Annotated in this window: 18 protein-coding genes; 10 read left to right on the top strand and 8 right to left on the bottom strand. The window is 71.9% G+C overall.

All coding sequences use genetic code 11. The features are described from left to right. The first annotated feature begins 4 nt into the window (after positions 1 to 4). Complete coding sequence (locus BMY97_RS09980) at positions 5 to 1,246, top strand: GDSL-type esterase/lipase family protein (protein WP_091615766.1); 1,242 nt, start codon at positions 5 to 7, stop codon at positions 1,244 to 1,246. A gap of 53 nt (positions 1,247 to 1,299) precedes the next feature. Further along, entirely contained in the window at positions 1,300 to 2,919 is a 1,620-nt protein-coding gene (locus BMY97_RS09975; protein ID WP_091615764.1) for an ABC-F family ATP-binding cassette domain-containing protein, read from the top strand. Positions 2,920 to 2,928: 9 nt separating this feature from the next. On the opposite strand, the gene BMY97_RS09970 is transcribed toward BMY97_RS09975, so the two are convergent. The 7 genes from BMY97_RS09970 to BMY97_RS09940 form a co-directional block, all read right to left on the bottom strand. Continuing rightward, entirely contained in the window at positions 2,929 to 6,087 is a 3,159-nt protein-coding gene (locus BMY97_RS09970; protein WP_245787244.1) for a GH92 family glycosyl hydrolase, read from the bottom strand. 98 nt (positions 6,088 to 6,185) lie between these two features. After that, on the bottom strand, positions 6,186 to 7,280 hold the full coding sequence (locus BMY97_RS09965; RefSeq protein ID WP_091615761.1) for an MAB_1171c family putative transporter: 1,095 nt from the start codon (positions 7,278 to 7,280) through the stop codon (positions 6,186 to 6,188). Then, positions 7,273 to 7,758, bottom strand: a complete 486-nt coding sequence (locus tag BMY97_RS09960; protein ID WP_245787243.1) for a hypothetical protein — start codon at positions 7,756 to 7,758, stop codon at positions 7,273 to 7,275. The genes BMY97_RS09965 and BMY97_RS09960 overlap by 8 nt, the downstream gene beginning before the upstream one ends. Next, complete coding sequence (locus BMY97_RS09955) at positions 7,755 to 8,171, bottom strand: helix-turn-helix domain-containing protein (protein WP_091615758.1); 417 nt, start codon at positions 8,169 to 8,171, stop codon at positions 7,755 to 7,757. Before BMY97_RS09955 ends, BMY97_RS09960 begins: the two co-directional genes overlap by 4 nt. 229 nt (positions 8,172 to 8,400) lie before the next feature. Next, positions 8,401 to 8,730 (bottom strand): hypothetical protein, encoded by a 330-nt coding sequence (locus BMY97_RS09950; RefSeq protein ID WP_245787242.1) that lies wholly within the window; start codon positions 8,728 to 8,730, stop codon positions 8,401 to 8,403. Positions 8,731 to 9,007: 277 nt separating this feature from the next. After that, positions 9,008 to 9,199, bottom strand: coding sequence for a PaaI family thioesterase (locus tag BMY97_RS09945; protein WP_091615751.1), 192 nt, complete (start codon positions 9,197 to 9,199; stop codon positions 9,008 to 9,010). Between the two features lie 216 nt (positions 9,200 to 9,415). Beyond that, positions 9,416 to 9,736 carry a VOC family protein gene (locus BMY97_RS09940; protein WP_218156744.1) on the bottom strand — a complete coding sequence of 107 codons (321 nt, stop codon included), beginning with the start codon at positions 9,734 to 9,736 and terminating at the stop codon, positions 9,416 to 9,418. Between the two features lie 114 nt (positions 9,737 to 9,850). Between BMY97_RS09940 and BMY97_RS09935 the strand changes: the two genes are divergently transcribed. Continuing rightward, a complete protein-coding gene (locus tag BMY97_RS09935; RefSeq protein WP_091616296.1) occupies positions 9,851 to 10,690 on the top strand; it encodes an SAM-dependent methyltransferase in 840 nt (279 codons plus the stop codon). A 23-nt stretch (positions 10,691 to 10,713) separates the two neighbouring features. Here the strand turns inward: BMY97_RS09935 and BMY97_RS09930 are convergent, their stop codons facing one another. Further along, a complete protein-coding gene (locus BMY97_RS09930; RefSeq protein WP_091616293.1) occupies positions 10,714 to 11,109 on the bottom strand; it encodes a DUF4345 domain-containing protein in 396 nt (131 codons plus the stop codon). A gap of 80 nt (positions 11,110 to 11,189) precedes the next feature. Between BMY97_RS09930 and BMY97_RS09925 the strand changes: the two genes are divergently transcribed. From BMY97_RS09925 to BMY97_RS09910, 7 genes are all read left to right on the top strand, one after another. Continuing rightward, the gene (locus tag BMY97_RS09925; RefSeq protein ID WP_091615748.1) at positions 11,190 to 11,786 is read left to right on the top strand and encodes a TetR/AcrR family transcriptional regulator; all 597 of its coding nucleotides are present in this window, start codon (positions 11,190 to 11,192) and stop codon (positions 11,784 to 11,786) included. A gap of 228 nt (positions 11,787 to 12,014) precedes the next feature. Further along, complete coding sequence (locus tag BMY97_RS09920; protein WP_218156743.1) at positions 12,015 to 13,583, top strand: glycoside hydrolase family 76 protein; 1,569 nt, start codon at positions 12,015 to 12,017, stop codon at positions 13,581 to 13,583. 1 nt (position 13,584) lies between these two features. Next, on the top strand, positions 13,585 to 15,117 hold the full coding sequence (locus BMY97_RS09915; protein WP_091615745.1) for an FG-GAP-like repeat-containing protein: 1,533 nt from the start codon (positions 13,585 to 13,587) through the stop codon (positions 15,115 to 15,117). A gap of 98 nt (positions 15,118 to 15,215) precedes the next feature. Continuing rightward, complete coding sequence (locus tag BMY97_RS49085; RefSeq protein WP_281246892.1) at positions 15,216 to 15,347, top strand: hypothetical protein; 132 nt, start codon at positions 15,216 to 15,218, stop codon at positions 15,345 to 15,347. Between the two features lie 100 nt (positions 15,348 to 15,447). After that, entirely contained in the window at positions 15,448 to 15,576 is a 129-nt protein-coding gene (locus BMY97_RS49080; RefSeq protein WP_281246891.1) for a hypothetical protein, read from the top strand. A 23-nt stretch (positions 15,577 to 15,599) separates the two neighbouring features. Beyond that, on the top strand, positions 15,600 to 15,782 hold the full coding sequence (locus tag BMY97_RS46960; RefSeq protein ID WP_177231255.1) for a hypothetical protein: 183 nt from the start codon (positions 15,600 to 15,602) through the stop codon (positions 15,780 to 15,782). 220 nt (positions 15,783 to 16,002) lie between these two features. Continuing rightward, positions 16,003 to 16,977, top strand: coding sequence for a DMT family transporter (locus BMY97_RS09910; RefSeq protein ID WP_091615743.1), 975 nt, complete (start codon positions 16,003 to 16,005; stop codon positions 16,975 to 16,977). Positions 16,978 to 17,122: the final 145 nt, after the last annotated feature.

Raw genomic sequence — 17,122 nt, 5'->3', positions numbered from 1 at the left:
AGCCATGGGAATCAGCGGCAGAACGACCGTCCCGGCCGCGGCGGCCGCAGTGGCGCTCACCGCGCTGTTCGGCTCCTCCGCCGAGGCCGCGGCCCGGACGTGGTTCACCTCGTGGGCCGAGTCGCAGCAGGATCTGGCGGGCGTCACGCTGAACCACCAGTCGCTGCGCATGATCACGCACCTGAGCCAGGGCGGCGACGCGATCCGGGTCCGGGTGCAGAACACCTTCGGCACCGCCCCGCTGACCATCGACGAGGCCACCGCGGGGATCAGCGCGGGCGCGTCGGCGGTCACCGCGCCGGCGCCGGTCACCTTCGGCGGGAGCCCGTCCGTCACCGTGCCCGCGGGCGGCGAGGTGTGGAGCGACGGCACTCCCCTGGCCACCTCGCCGGACCAGGACGTGGCGATCAGCCTGTACGTCGCGGGCACCGCCGTGCCGGGTGAGCACGATTCGGCGCTGCGGGACAACTACCTCACCCCGGCCGGCTCCGGCTCGCACGTCGCGGATCCCGACGGCGCGGCGTACACCCAGAAGGTCGGCGCCACCTACCTGGTCAGCGCCGTCGACGTGGACCACCCCGGGCTGACGGGCACGATCGTGCCGTTCGGCAGCTCGGTGGTCGACGGCACCGGCAGCACCAACTGCGGGCCCGGCTGCACCGAGACCGGCACCAACCGCCGCTGGGCCGACGACCTGGCCCGGCGCATCGTCGCGGAGCTGCCCGGCACCGCGCAGCTGGCCGTGGCCAACGCGGGCATCGGCGGCACCACCAGCGCGGCCGGCTGCCCCGGCATGCCCGAGGGGGTCAAGGGCCTGGACGCGCTGAGCCGCCTCGACCGCGACGTGCTCGCGCTGCACGGCGTCACCGCGGTGATCTACTACTACGGCACCAACGACCTCGCGGACGGCTGCACGGCCGCCCCCATCCTGGACAGCTACCACCAGGTCTTCCAGCGACTGCGCGACGCCGGGATCAAGGTCTACGTCACCCCGATCACGCCACGGCCGGGCTATTCCGACCAGAACAACGTCGACCGCCACACCGTCGGCCTGTTCGTCAAGCAGGGCAACAACTGCTCCGGCACCTGCACCGCCACGATCGACTTCGACCAGGTCCTCGCCGACCCGCTCGCCCCCAACCACATCAACCCGGCCTACGACAACGGCGACGGCATCCACGCCAACATCGCGGGCCAGCAGGCACTGGCCGACTTCGTGTCCCTGCCGATGCTGGCGGGGAGCTAGCGCCGGGAAAATAGGCGGCACCACGGGCGCGCCGGTCCGTAGACTCCGCGGCCATGGGTCATCTCGAGGCGGCGCACGTCGACTATTACCTGCCTGACGGGCGGCCGCTGCTCGGCGACGTCTCGTTCCGGGTCGGGGACGGGGCCGTGGTCGCGCTGGTCGGGCCGAACGGCGCGGGGAAGACGACGTTGCTGCGGCTGCTGGCCGGTGATCTGCAGCCGCATCAGGGCACGGTCGCGGTCTCGGGCGGGCTCGGGGTGATGGCGCAGTTCGTCGGGTCGGTGCGGGACGAGCGGACGGTGCGCGACCTGCTGGTCTCGGTCGCGCCGCCGCGTATTCGCGAGGCCGCGGCGGCCGTGGACGCGGCCGAAGAGCTGATCATGACCGTCGACGACGAAGCCGCGCAGATGAAGTACGCGCAGGCCTTGAGCGATTGGGCGGAGGCCCACGGCTACGAGGCCGAGACCATCTGGGACGTCTGCACGGTGGCAGCACTCGGCGTCCCGTACGAGAAGGCCCAGTGGCGGCAGGTCCGCACACTCAGCGGCGGCGAGCAGAAACGCCTGGTGCTGGAGGCATTGCTGCGCGGCCCGGACGAGGTCCTGCTCCTGGACGAGCCCGACAACTACCTCGACGTGCCCGGCAAGCGCTGGCTGGAAGAACGACTGCACGAGACCAGGAAGACCGTGCTGTTCGTCTCGCACGACCGGGAGTTGCTCGCGCGGGCGGCGGAGAAGATCGTCAGCGTCGAGCCCGGTCCGGCCGGCTCCGACGCTTGGGTGCACGGCGGCGGGTTCGCCACCTACCACGAGGCGCGGCAGGAGCGGTTCGCCCGTTACGACGAGCTGAAGCGGCGCTGGGAGGAGAAGCACGCGCAGCTGCGGAAACTCGTCCTGGACATGCAGCAGTACGCCGCCCGCAGCGACGAGATGGCGTCCCGCTACAAGGCCGCGAAGACCCGGCTGCGCAAGTACGAGGAGGCCGGCCCGCCGCCGGAGCCGCCACGGCGCCAGGACATCCGCATGCGCCTGCGCGGCGGCCGCACCGGAGTTCGCGCGGTCACTTGCGAGAACCTGGAGCTGACCGGGCTGATCAAGCCGTTTTCGCTGGAGGTCTTCTTCGGCGAGCGGGTCGCGGTGCTGGGGTCCAACGGCTCGGGCAAGTCGCATTTCCTGCGGCTGCTGGCGGGCGGGGACGTCGCGCACACCGGCCTGTGGAAGACCGGCGCGCGGGTCGTGCCGGGCCACTTCGCGCAAACGCACGCGCACCCGGAGCTGACCGGCCGCCCCCTCGTCGACATCCTGTGGACCACCCACGCGAAGAACCGCGGCGGCGCGATGGCCGTGCTCCGCCGCTACGAGCTGGAAGGCCACGGCGACCAGCCGTTCGACAAGCTGTCCGGCGGCCAGCAGGCCCGGTTCCAGATCCTGCTGCTCGAACTGGCCGGCACCACCGCCCTCCTGCTGGACGAGCCGACGGACAACCTGGACCTGGAATCCGCCGAGGCCCTGCAGGACGGCCTCGAGGCCTACGAGGGCACCGTGCTCGCCGTGACCCACGACCGCTGGTTCGCCAAGTCCTTCGACCGCTACCTGGTCTTCGGCTCGGACGGCGTGGTGCGCGAAATCCCGGAACCGGTCTGGGACGAACGCCGGGTGGCCCGCAGCCGCTGACCCCGGGCCTCAGCCCAGCCCCACCGCGAACACGTGCAGATCCCGCTCGGCCGGCAACGTCACCGAGGCCACCTGCTTGCCCGCCGGGGCGACAAACGGTGCCGTGGCGTAAATCGAAGCAGCGCCGCCCTGGCCGCCCGGCTGGTTGCGGTACGCGGTGCGCGCGACCAGCGTGTTGCCGAACACCGGGTCCGTGCCGCCGCCCGGGAGGACCCAGTCGCCGAAGGACAGGTCCGACTGGGCGGTGGTGCCGTCGGTGAAGGTGACCGTGGCGGTGGCGCGGTGGTCGCCATTCGTTGCGGTGCCGATGAAGGACAGGCGGCCGGCGGGCGCGGCGAGGGTGATCACCTGCCCCGCGGGCACGACGTTGTCCGGGCGGCCCGCGGGCGCGGCGGGCCAGGTGAAGGACGTGCCCACGGCCTGCGCGGTCTTCCCGCCGGCCAGGCCCGCGGCCGCGAGCGCCTGCCGCGAAAGGCTGTTGCCCGCGGTGTCGAAGTTCGCCGAGCCGGCGTCGCCGTCGTCGGAAATCCCGACGTTGCCGTACGCGGCGGTGAGGCCGCCCTTCGGGGCGACCAGCACGATCACCGAAGTCGTCACCGTGTGGCCGCTGCCGCGGACGGTCACCGGCACCGGGTAGTAACCCTCGGGGGTCCCGGCGGGCACGGAAACCGTCAGCTTCACGCTCCCGCCGCCGGTCCGGTCGTCGAGCCGGAGCTGCCGCGGCGCCGTGGCCGTCAGGCCCGCCGGCGACTGCACGGTGACGTCGAGAGCGCGATCGTGGCCGCCGAGCCGCTGGCCGGTGATCGTCGCCTGGCCCGTCGAGCCCGGCGCGGCCGTCAGCTGGTTGTCGGCCGAGGCGAGGAACGGCTGTTCACTGTCCCGATAGGACGGTGGCTGGCTGCCCGCGGCCCAGCCGCGATCCGGCTGCGCGGCCAGCGTGAAGTCCAGCCGGGCGCCGTCGTGCGCGGTGCCGGCGGGCAGCGACGTGCGGTTCCACTCCCCGCCGTTCAGCCGGAGATCCTGCACGTACGGCGTGGTCGCGGACGCCTTCGGCGCGCGGATGTCGATGGTGCGCCCGGTCGGCAGGGTGAGCACGGCGCGCTCGAACAGCGGGCTGTGCACGACCAGGTCCGAGGTCCCCGGCGTGCCGGGATAAATGCCGAGCGCGGCCCAGACGTACCAGGACGACTGCGCGCCGAGGTCGTCGTTGCCCGGCTCGCCGTCCGGGGTGGCGCTGAACTGCGTGGTCGCGATCTGCCGCACCACCTGCTGCGTCTTCCACGGCTGCCCGACGTGGTTGTACAGCCACGGCACCCCGAAGTCGGGCTCGTTGCCGGCCCACATGTACGGCTCGTTCGGGCCGACGTTCAGCTGCTGGAAGAACGTGTCCAGCCGCGCCGCGGTCTTCGCCGGCCCGCCCATCGCGGTGACCAGGCCGGCCGGGTCCTGCGGGACCAGCCAGGTGTACTGCGCGGCGTTGCCCTCGTCGAAGCCGTCCTGGCCGAATTCGCCCGGCGGCGGGGGCTGGTAGGCCGGGCCGTCGGGGAAGCGGCCGTCCTCGCCGCGCGGCTGGAGGTAGCCGGTGGCCGGGTTGAAGATGTTCTGCCAGTTCTGGCCGCGCTTGCCGAACTCACGGGCGACGCCGCGGTCGCCGATGCCCTGCGCGAACTGCGCGATCGCGAAGTCGTCGATCGCCCACTCCAGGGTGATCGACGCGCCGACGCGCGCGTGGTCGCCGCGGGAGGCGTCGTTGTTCGGCATGTACCCGCGGGCCACGTAGTCCGCGACGCCCCGGCGCTCCTGGTACGCGCCGGGCGTCCCGTCCACCGACGTCGCGCCCTTGACCAGGTACTTCAGCGCGGTCTTGACGTCGAAGTCCCGCGCGCCGAAGGCGTACAGGCTCGAGATCAGCGCCACCGAGCTGTCCCCGGTCATCTGGCCGGTGTAGTCGTTCGCCATCGGCCAGCGCGGCCACCAGCCGCCCTGCACCGCGTCGTTGGTCAGCGACTGCGCCATGTCGCTGGCCTGCTTCGGGAACAGCATGGCCTGCAACGGCGCGAGCGTGCGGTAGGTGTCCCAATCGGAGAAGTTGGCGTACTGCGCGTGCCCGGCGGGCAGCGTCCGAATCTTGTCGTCGAAGCCGATGTACCGGCCGTCGACGTCGTTGAACGTGTTGGGGTGCATCAGCGAGTGGTACAGGAAGGTGTAGAAGGTCTTGAGCTGCGCGGAGTCCTTGCCCGCCACGCGGATCTTGCCGAGCATGGCCGACCAGGCGTCCCTTGTGGACTGACGGACGGCGCCGAGGTCCCAGCCCGGGATCTCCGCGGCCATGTTGGCCTTCGCGCCGTCGACGCTCACGTACGACATCGAAACCTTGGCGTGCACCACTTTCTGCGAGCCGAAGGTCAGGTAGGCGCCGGCCTTCGGCGAGTCGACGGCGTCCGTGCCCGGCTTCACCGAGGTGCCGTCCCACGTGCCGTGCGCGGTGAACGGCTGGTCGAACGTGACGTCGTAGTAGACGGTGTACTTGTTGCCCTTGCCGCAGAAGTTGCCGGTGGTCGCCGAACCGCTGACCTCGTGGTCGCCGGTGACCTTCAGGTCCGCGTGGGAGTCGCCGGCCAGGCTGGCGCCGCCCTTGACCAGCACCTGCGCGTTCGCGCCGGCCGGGAAGGTGAACGCGGCCAGGCCGGTGCGCGTGCCGGCGGTCAGCTCCGCGCGGACCTTCGAATCGGCGAGCGTCACGGCGTAATAGCCGGGTGCGGCCTGCTCGCCGTCATGGGTGAAGTGCTCGGTGCGGTCCCACGGGGCCGCACCGACGTCGCCGGTCACCGGCAGGATCGGCACGTCGCCGAACGCGGTGCAGCCGACCGAGGCGTGATCGAGGCTGAAACCTCGGATCTGATCGCTGTGATACTGGTAGCCGGCGTAGGAGCCCTGGGTGTCCGGGGAGAACTGCATCATCCCGAACGGCATCGCCGGGCCGGGGAAGTTGTTGATCTCGCCGACCGAGCCGCCCCCGCTGCCGGTGCCGATCAGCGGGTCGACGTACGCTGCCGGGTCGCTGACCAGCTGCGCTTCCGCAGCCGCCCCGCCAGGGGCCGCCGCGGCGACACTCGGCGCGCCGAGTACCGCCGTCGCGAGGACCGCCGCCAAGAACCTGTACCGCACCGGGTGCCTCCCACGGCAGAAACCGAGCTACCTGACCTGACATCCGACCTTTCCGCGCGCCCGGCCCTCGGTCAACACTTTGACAAAGACCTGGCTCGTCAGCCCGCGGCGACCGCGTTGCGCCGGTAGGCGACGGCGACCTCGCTCAGGAACGCAGCGTCGCTGCCGAGGTCTTCGCCACCGGGCGCGGCGCTGCTTTCCTCGACGTCCGGCGCCACGCCGTCCGCCCGCGCGCGCAATGCCGCGACGACCGCGGCGGCCTCGACCGCGGCGTCCAGCCGACGGCCGCGCAGCCCGGCCCGGACCCCGCTTTCCCGCGCGGCGGCGGCGACGGCCGGGTCCCGGTACGGCTGGAGCGCGAGCAGCCCGTCGCGGATCTCGATCACCCGCCGGTAGAGGCGCATCCGGAGGCCCCACGGCGCCAGCCGGCGCGGGCCGGCGGGCGGGTCCAATGCGATCGCCGGGTCGGCCCGGTACAACGCCGTCCACAGTGGACGAAGCCGGCGGTGCCGCCGGCACCGGCCCAGCCAGGCCGCGGCCGCGGGCAGCGTGACGCCGACGAGCACCAGCACGTGCGCCACGGCGGGCAGCGCCTTGGACATCAGGAACGCGTGCCCGGGCGGATAGTCGAAGCCCCACCGGGGCGCGGCGGCCAGCGCCGTCTTGTTCACCAGGTACACCACCCCGGCGGCAGTGCCCGCGACAGCCAGGCCAAGGCCCGCGCGCAAAGAAGCCGGGGCTGCCGGACGCGCATACCGCAGGCCCAGCCGGATCACCCCGGCGAAGGCCGGGATCTGCGCCGCGGCGTAAGCGAAGCAGTACTCCATCACCCACGGCGACTGCGGCTTCAGGTCGGGCGTGAGCGCGAAGAGCACACACATCACCGCGAACATGCCGCCGATCCACCAGCCCTGCCGGCGCGGCGGGCGGATTCCGTTCAGGTGCGCGAGAAACCGCTGCGCCGACCACGCGGCGTAGAGCATGCCGGCGTGCCCGGCCAGGCGCGGCAGGTCCGGGGCGCCGGTGACCGCGCGGATCACCGTCTGCCCGGCGGGGGTCAGCGCCGTCAGCGAGACGGCCAGGCCGAGGAAAACCTGCCGGACCGCCCGGCGGCCGGGGTCGCCGCCACGCCGCGCGGCGAACAGGACCCAGGCCAGCACCACCGGGCCGTACCGCAGCAGCCACTCAGCCATCGGCGTCCCCCAGCGCCGAACGGAGCCGGTCGGCGGGGCTGCCACCGGTGCGGGCCCGCTGCCGGATGAGTGACGCCAGCAGCTCGGCCTCGCGCTCCTCCTCGGTCGAGTAGCCGGCGCGGGCCAGGACCCGCCGGACCATCGCGGGGTCGAGGCTCGGCAGCAGCGAGGCGGCGGCCTCCGGCATGGACGACGGGTAGTGATCGCACAGCACGTGGGCCAGCTCGTGCAGGATGATGTGCTCCTGATGCGGCCGGCTGGTCGCCGCCTCGTAGCAGATCAGGTCCGCCTCGCCGGTGGCCAGCCACAGCCCGCAGACGCCGGTCAGCCCGGCCATCGGCACCAGCCGGATCGGGCGGCCGCGGCGCCGCGCCACCTGATCGCAGAGCACCCGCACGTCGAACGGCACCGGCATGGGCAGCTCGCGCAGCCGGGCGGCGCACCGCTTGCGGAGCCGCCGGTCGCCGGGTCCGGTCACCGCCCGGCGTCCGGGTCGGGCAATCCCTCCAGCTGCCGCACCCGGTCCACCATGTCGGCGATCGCCTCCAGGCTCTTCGAGGACAATCCGTTGGCGCGCAAGGCGATCTGCCGCACCGGCGCGGCACGCAGCGCGCTGAGCAACGTCAGCTCAGCGTTGATCCGCTCCGCCTCCGCGTCGTCGAAGAAGTACGCGGGCGGGACGCCGAAGAACCCGGCGAGGGCCTCCAGGTGCCGCTTCGTCGGGTTGTCGCGCAGCCCTTTTCGCAGCTGCCAGAGGTAGGTCGCGGAGATGGTGGGCCCGCCCTTGGCGCGGATGCCCTCGGCGACCTCTTCGAACGAGTACTCGTTCCCCTCACGCGGCCGCACGGTGCTGAACAGGTGATCCACCTTGGCGGCGAGCGTGTCGGACATGGCCCGCACCCTACCGGGCGCCGGCTGGGGTGAAGCCGATCTTCGGCGAACCGGACACCGTGGTTGACGGCGCTCTTCAGGGCAGTTTATGCTCGATCGCCGCTTCGTCAGCTGACGTGAAGTGACCATGGCTTCGAGGGGGACTCGTGGAGCTGGCAGGTCAGCGCGAGAGACGTGTGGCCGCTTCGCCCGGAAGCGGCCACACGACGGTTTTCCCCACCAATCCGCGTCAGTACTCGACGATGTGATAACCGCCCAGCGAGGCCGGGGAGAAGAGCCCACCCTCGCATTTGGCGACCGAAGGACCGAAATCGTAGGGCACGTAAGTGCCCAGGGAGTACCAGAAATTCTCACCGCTCGAGCAATGGGCGACGACCCGGTAGCCGTTCCCCTCGCCGAAGCCGCAGTTCACGGCGATCCCCACCCCGAATGCGACCGAGTAGGTCTCGGAAAAGCACCCGGGCCGGCCTTGACCGGGTTCCGCCGCGGAAGCCGGCGCGGCGACCAGGCAGGCCAGGGCGATCATCGACGCGGCGAGACCGGCTATTTTCCGTTTCATGGCACTCCTCGACTTCAGGGGTAACGACAATTCCGACCGTGTCCCGGGAGTGCGCAAAACACAATGATCCCCCCGCCGGTTCAATCTCACGGAAAGCTATCTTCCCTAGCCCGGTAGAGTGAGCGAACCGGATTCACGACTGCGGCATCCGGGTGGTTCCCGAACTCCGGAATTCGATTGTGCCGACAATCGCCAGGCGCCTCTTGCTCCACTACGGGGAGCGTCGCGCCGATCCGGCATCAGAGAGTGAAAGAACCGGCGACCACTCGACCGGGTGCTATCCGCGCATGAGCACCGCGGTCGCCCGCGCGACCACCGTGTCCCCCGACGTCACGCGGCACGAAGTGAAAACCGCGCGGCGCCCGATGCGGTCGACCGTGAGGTCCGCCTCCAGCCAGCTGCCGACGCCCGCCGTGGCGAGGAAGTCGACGCTGGTGCTGACCGTGCGGACCACCGAGCCCGCGCCGATGGCCCGGCGCGCGCGCCCTGGCCGGCGGCGATGTCGACGACCGTCATCAGGAAGCCGCCGTGCACCGAGCCCATCGTGTTCGTGTGCGCCGGGAGTACGCGGACCCCGAGCCGGCCTTCGCCGTCGCGGTAGATCGGCCCCACCTGCTCGACGAACGGCGAGGACTCCAGCAGGACGAACCCCGGGGGCGGCGAGTCGGGCGGCACCGGTGCGATCCTAGGCCCCGCCCACCGGCGGCGTGCCGCGGGTGTGGAACGACCCGATCGTCTTCGGGCCCCAGGCCTGGCCCTTCGCGCGCTCGGCCGGAGTCCGGGTGATCGGCCGCCGGTCCGGCGCCAGGATCAGCCGGGTCAGCGGGCCGAAGCAGATGTCGGCGGCGAAGGCGATGTGGTGCAGGCGGCCGTTGCCGCCGGTCCGATCGCCGGTGCACACGAGGTCGTAGGACTTGTTCGTGAAGGTCGGCCACTGCGCGGCGACGGACCCGTCGTCCGGGCCGGGCTCGGCGGCGAGGAACGTGACGTGGTCGGGCCGCCGCACTCCCATCCCGCGGCCCGGGTACGCCTGCGCACCGGCGCCAGCGGGCGTGCCGGGTTCACCGGGCCCACCCGGCTGACTACCCTGGGTGCGACCACGACCCAGGAGGCGACCGGAATGCCGTCGAACGCCGCAGATGCCGACCCGAACGCCCCGGCGGGCGTCGACCCCGGGCGGGCGAGCATCGCGCGAATGTACGACTACGCGCTCGGCGGCAAGGACCACTACGAGATCGACCGCAAGACGCTCGACGACCTCACCCGGGTGATGCCGGAGACGCTGCACCTGGCGTGGGAGAACCGCGCGTTCCTGATCCGGGTGTGCCGGTTCCTCGCCACCAACGCCGGCCTCACCCAGTACCTCGACTGCGGTTCCGGCCTGCCCACCGCCGAGAACGTGCACCAGGTGGTGCAGCGGCTGCAGCCGGAGGCCAAGGTCGTCTACATCGACCACGACCCGGTGGTGATCGCGCACGGCCGGGCGCTGCTGGAGGAGAACGAGCGGACCCGGTTCCTGCCCGGCGACATCTTCGAGCCCGCCACCATCCTCGGCGACGAGGTCGTGCGCGCCCACCTGGACTGGGAGCGGCCGATCGCGCTGTTCTTCGTGGCCACGCTGCACCACCACAAGGGCGACCGGCACGCCCCGGCCGACATCATGCGCGAGTACATCGCCGCGCTGCCCCGGGGCTCGTACGTCGCGATCTCCCACCTGTTCGACCCGGGCGAGGGCGCCGACAGCGAATCGATGCGCGTCTTCCAGGAGGCGGTCGCGCGCGGTTCGCTCGGCGGCGCCACGGCCCGGACCCGGTCCGAGATCGAGGAGCTGTTCGACGGGCTGGAGCTGATCGAGCCGGGCATCGTCGAGCTGGCGAACTGGTGGCCGGACGGGCCGCACCTCGAGCCGCTGAACCTGGCGCAGCGGCTGATCGTCGGCGGGATCGCGCGCAAGGTCTGACGTGCCCGGCCGGGAGCCCCCGGTCAGGCCGCGACGCGGGCCTTGGCCTTCTCGTCCTCCGACGCGAGCCAGAAGAACACCGGCGGAAGCACGAGTTCGATCACCGTGAGCGCCAGCTGGAACCACTGCGGCCAGCCGTGCACGGCCAGCGACACCAGACGGCCGGCGGCGCCGAGGAGGAACACGCCGGCGAGCCACCGCACGACCGTGGCCGGGATCGGCGACTGCCGGGCCGCCCACACCCACATCAGGCCGTAACCGAAGAACAGCGCGCCGTAGAAGCGTTCCCGACTGTCCACAGTGGCGCCGACGCCGCCCTCGCCCGGCACCGAAGCGATGCCGCCGGCGAAGTGGAACACGCCGATCGCCGCGCAGGCGATCCCCATGGCCAGCGCCAGCCACTTCAGGAACCGGGCCATCACCACTCCCCCTTAGTAGACTTCCGTCTACTAAGGGACGGTACGACCGATAGTGGACTCGTGTCAACTAGGATCGGCCCATGACCCCCAGACGGCGCCTCGACCGCGCCGAGCGACGCAAGGAACTGCTCCAGGCCGGCGCCGAGCTGTTCGCCGCCAAGCCGTACGCCGAGGTGGCCATGGAGGACGTCGCCGAGCGCGCGGGGATCTCGCGAGCGGCGCTGTACCAATACTTCCCGGGCAAGCGGGACCTGTTCGCCGCGATCTACCGCCAAGCCGCGGACCGCCTGGTCGCCGAGGTCCGGTTCGACCCGGAGACCCCCGTCGAGGAGCTGGTGTCCGCCGGGCTCGACGCGCACATCGACTACTTCGCGGCGAACCGGAACACCGCGATCGCGGCGAACCAGGTGCTCGCGGGCGACCCGGTCATCCAGGCCATCATCAACGAGGAGTGCGCCGCGCAGGGGCGGGGGCTGCTGGAGGCCACCGGTCTCACCGGCCACCCGACCGCGCCCGCGGTCGTGATGGGCTGGCTGGTGTTCGTCCGCTCGCTGTGCGTCGAGTGGATCACCACGGACGCGTTCAGCCGCGAAAGCCTGCGCGACACCTGCGTCGGCGCCCTGCGGGGCGCGCTGGCCGCGCTGGAACCCACTCCGGACGCGCGCGAACCTGAGTGAGGCACGGGCATTGTGCCGCTCCCCGGCGGCCCTGTCCCTACGGTCGCACCGAAGGATCGGCGGGCGGTCCGGACAGAAAGTTGTCTGAACCAGTTTCCCCGGTTTCCGTTGACACGGCGACAATCCGCGAGTCACGCTGAACCCCGGCCCACCGCCGGGCCCGCGCGGCCTGCTCACTGCCTCCCCCGTCCGGGAGGCCGCTCTCGTGTCTCGACGAGGAGGACAGTCATGCCCGCTGCCCGGTTCAGACCCGCCTCCGCCACGACCGTGCGCGCCCTCCTGGCCGCGACCGCGCTGGCCGCCCAGCTCCTCGTGGCCGCGCATCCGCCCGTCACTCCCCCGGCGCCTGCTCCGGCCGGTTCTCCCCCCGCCCACGCGCCCGGGCCGCACCAGCCCGCGCCGGCCCAAGCCGCGCCTTCGAAGACCCCCGCCGTGCAGGCCGCGATCTGCAACAAACGCTGCGACGCCGCCGATCCCGCGCTGTCCCCCGGCGACCGGACCCCGCTTTCGGTCACCCTGTTCTCCCGGTCGATCGTGCTGCACTTCGACGACACCGACGCGATGGGCTGGGCCTCGATCGGCAACGGCAGCCCGGGCGACGAGGTGTGGCTGGACCGCTCCTTCGACGGCGGCCAGAGCTGGGCCTCGGGCAGCAAGCTAGGCGACACCGCCACCCCGTCCGGGCAGACCGGGTGGCGCACCCTGATGTACAACGTCGACGACTGGAACAACCTCGGCGTCGGCGCGCTGCGCGCCTGCGGCAAGGCCGGCGACCGCGCGGACATCGCCTGCACCTCGTGGGCGCGCACCCCGTGGAACGCCGGTGAGCGGCGCACCGCGGCGGCCACCGCGCAGATGATGTTCTACAACCTCCAGACCGGCCTGTTCTCGACCACCGGCTGGTGGAACTCGGCGAACGCGCTGACCGCGGTGATCAACGGCATCAAGGTGACCGGGATGGCCAGTTACACCTACGCCATCGGGCGCACCTACGACCTGAACGTCAACAGCGGCCTGGGCCAGTTCCGCAACGACTACATCGACGACACCGGCTGGTGGGGCCTGGCCTGGGTGGCCGCCTACGACCTGACCGGCGACAGCCGTTACCTGTCCACCGCCCGCGCGGACGCGGACCACATGGCGTCCTATTGGGACGGCACCTGCGGCGGCGGGGTCTGGTGGAGCACCGCGAAGACGTACAAGAACGCCATCGCGAACTCGCTCTACATCCAGCTGAACGCCGCGCTGCACAACCGGATCTCCGGCGACAGCACCTACCTCGGCCGCGCGCGCAGCGACTGGAGCTGGTTCCAGGGCACCGGCATGGTCAACGGCTCGAACCTGGTGAACGACGGCACGGATCTGAACACCTGCAAGAACAACGGAAGCACGGTGTGGTCGTACAACCAGGGCGTGCTGATCAACGCGCTGACGGAGCTGAACCGCGCCACCGGTGACAGCTCCCTGCTGACCACCGCGCGTCAGCTGGGCGACGCGAACACCACGTCCGGCTCGCTCAACACCGCCGACGGGATCCTCCGGGACCCCTGCGAGACCGGCGATTGCGGCGGTGACGGGCCGTCGTTCAAGGGTGCCGACGCCCGCGGGCTGGGCGCGCTGAACGCGGCGCTGCCCGACCACCCGTACACGGCTTACCTGAAGCGCCAGGCCGACCGGGCGTACGGCTCGGACCGCAATTCCCTTGACCAGTACGGACTGCGCTGGTCCGGGCCGCTGGACAAGATCGACGCCGCGCGTCAGCAGAGTGCGCTCGACCTCGTGAACGCGGCGTCCTGAGATGCGCCGTCTGCTGGCCCTCGCCGCCGTGGTGCTGGTGGGGCTCACCGCCGCGGTCGTCCCGGCTGCCGCGGCGGCGCTCGCGCCCGTCGTCCGGGTGATGCCGCTGGGCGACTCGATCACCTGGGGCGTGGGCAGTGCGACCGCGTCCTCCTACCGCGCTCCACTGTGGACGATGATCGCCGGGCAGTCGCGTTACGCCGCGAGGTTCGTCGGGAGCCAGGCTTCCGGCAGCCTGGCCGCGCCCGCGAACGAGGGGCACAGCGGCTACACGATCGACGAGATCGCCGCCGGGATCGACGGCTGGGTGGCCGACGCCCGGCCCGACGTCGTGCTGCTGCACCTCGGGATCAACGACCTCAACCGGGGCATCGACCTGCCCGGCGCGCCGGACCGCCTGCGAGCGCTGCTCGACCGGGTCTTCACCGACCGCCCCGGCGTCGCGGTGCTCGTGCTGGGGCTGATCCCGACCACGCCCGGGCTGCAGGACCAGGTCGCGGCGTTCAACAGCCGGGTCAAGGGGTTCCCGGCGGCCGAACAGCAGGCGGGGCACCAGCTGCGGTACGTCGACCCGCCCGCGCTCACCTCGGCCGAGATGGCCGACGGGCTGCACCCGAACGACGCCGGCTACCAGCGGATGGCGCAGAGCCTCTACGGCGCGCTCGACCAGGCCTGGACCGACGGCGCGGTCACCGGCCGCCCCCCGCTGGCGGCGGGCACCGAGGCAGGCGGCTCGGGCAAGGTCCGCTGGGCGGACTTCGACGGTGACGGCCGCGCCGACTACCTCGCCGTCGCGAGCAGCGGCGAGGTGTCGGTCTACCTCGACCGCGGCGGCGACGGGCACGGCGGCTGGGACGTGCTCGGCCCGGTCACTTCCGGGACCACGACGGACCCGTCGCGGGTCCGGTTCGCCGACTTCGACGGCGACGGCCGCGCGGACTACCTGACCATCGCCGGCAACGGCGCCGTCTCGGTGCGGCTGAACCGCGGCGGCGACGGTCATGGCGGCTGGACCGATCTGGGCCAGGTGGCCACCGGCACCACCACCGACCCGTCCCGAGTCCGGTTCGCCGACTTCGACGGCGACGGCCGCACCGACTACCTGACCATCGCCGACAACGGCGCCGTCACCGTGTTCCTCAACCGCGGCGGAGACGGCCACGGCGGCTGGACCAGGCTCGGCCAGGTGGCCACCGGCACCACCACCGACCCGTCCCGAGTCCGGTTCGCCGACTTCGACGGCGACGGCCGCGCCGACTACAGCGCACTCGCCGACAACGGCGCCGTCACCCTGTACCTGAACCGAGGCGGAGACGGCCACGGCGCCTGGATCCCCTACGGCCAGATCGCGACCGTCCTCACCACCACCGCCGACCGCGTCACCCTGGCCGACGCAACCGGCGACGGCAGCGCCGACTACCTCTTCGGCAACCCCACCACCAACGCGGCCACCCTGTATTCCTGGTCCGGCGGCGATGGCCACGGCGGCTGGATCAACCAGGGCCAGATCGCTAGCGGGGTAGCAATCGGCTGAACCTCCGACGACAGCACCGTCTCGTGACCGAAACCGGGGCGGGCCCTCGCCCACGTGCGGCCGTGGAAGCCACCGCTACAGCGAGCACCGCACGGTGAATGGCACTGCGAGCAGGCGACCTCGTCACCATCGCCACCAACGCGGCCACCCACCGCTCCTGGTCCGGCGGCGACAACCACAGCGGCTGGATCAACCAGGGCCAGATCGCAAGCGGGGTGACAATCGGCTGAGTCTCCCACGGCAGCAACGTCCCGTGACCGAAACCGGGGCGGGCCTCCTCGCCCACGTGCGGCCGTGGAAGCCACCGCTACAGCGAGCACCGCACGGTGAATGGCACTGCGAGCAGGCGACCTCGTCACCATCGCCACCAACGCGGCCACCCACCACTGGTCCGGCGGCGACAACCACAGCGGCTGGATCAACCAGGGCCAGATCGCAAGCGGGGTGACAATCGGCTGAACCTCCGACGGCAGCAACGTCCCGTGACCGAAACCGGGGCTGGGAGAGCGCAGCTGGGACAAGTGGTGCCGCGAGCGGGCGGCCACGTCACCATCGCCACCCACGACCCCACCACCAACGCGGCCACCCACTACTGGTCCGGCGGCGACAACCACAGCGGCTGGATCAACCCGGGCCAGATCGCAAGCGGGGTGGCAATCGGCTGAACCTCCGGCGGCAGCAACGTCTCGTGACCGAAGCCGGGCCCGCGAAACCGGAGGCCGGGCCCGCGATGGAAGGCGCCGACTGAGCGGGCGGCCGCGTCACTGTCGTCACCCGCGGCCGTGCCGGGGCGGAACTGTCCGATGTAGACCTTGTAGCCCGGCTTAACGGTGGTGAAGTACTTCGCGCTTGTCGCCGTCGTCCGGTGGGGGCAGGGTTTTCCCCATGGCACAAGGAAAAGGGCGGGCCTGGGCGGTGCTCCGGGTGGCGGTGCTGGCCCTGGTGTGGGGGTCGACGTTCCTCTGGATCGAGCTGGCGCTGGGCGCGTTCTCGCCGGTGCAGGTGGCCTTCCTGCGGTGCGCGCTGGGGGCGGCGACGCTGATCGTCGCGGCCGTGGTGGGGCGGCGGCGGCTTCCGCGCGGGTGGCGGATCTGGGGGCACCTGCTCGTGGCCGCGTTCTTCTGCAACGCGCTGCCGTTCTTCCTGTTCGGCGTCGGCCAGGAGACCGTCGGCTCCGGGGTGGCCGGCGTGCTCAGCGCGACGACGCCGCTGTGGTCCCTGCTGATCGGGCTGTTCCTGGGCTCGGAACGCCGCCCGCGCCCGGCCCGGCTGGGCGGGCTGCTGCTCGGCTTCGCCGGGACGGTGCTGATCTTCGCCCCGTGGGAACAGACCGGTGAAGCGGGCTGGGGCTGGCTCGCCCTCTGCGCCGCGGCCGCCAGTTACGCGGTCGGTTTCGCTTATATGGGAAGGCATCTGGTCGGCCGGGGCGTGCCGACGCTGTCCCTCTCCTCGGCCCAGCTCACCGCCGCCACGGGGCTGTCCGCGCTGGCCCTGCCGGCCGGCTTCGCGCCGATCCGCCTCACGGCCGTCGGCCTGGTCGCCATCGTCGCGCTGGGCGTGTTCGCCACCGGGCTCACCTTCCACCTCACCTACCGGATCATCGCGGACGAAGGCGCCACCAACGCCGCGACGGTCGGCTACCTGCTGCCCGTCGTCTCGGTGGCGCTCGGCGCGATCGTGCTCCACGAGGCAGTCGGGTTCCGGGCCGCGGCCGGGATGGCGGTGGTGCTCGCCGGTGTCGCGCTGACCCGGTTGCGCAACCAGGTGCCCGTGGCCTCGGCGGTCGAGCACCGCGCGGTGAAATCCGGTTGCGCGGCGACCGGCGGCGGTGAGTACGGTGGGCGCCATGTCGAGCCTTGAAGCGGACAAGGTGGGGGCTTTCGGTCACGCCGTCAGCCCCCTGAGCCACTGAGAGTCCCCCTTTCCGGGACCGGTGCGCGCCCTGGGGCGCTGACCGCGGTGACGAGACGCCTGGTCGTTCTCCCTCACCTCGGAGCCATCGGAG

The organism is Amycolatopsis saalfeldensis (genome assembly GCF_900110575.1).
GTDB classification, from domain to species: Bacteria; Actinomycetota; Actinomycetes; order Mycobacteriales; family Pseudonocardiaceae; genus Amycolatopsis; species Amycolatopsis saalfeldensis.
Note: the sequence above shows the minus strand (reverse complement) of the source record. Positions and strands in the feature narration are given on the sequence as shown.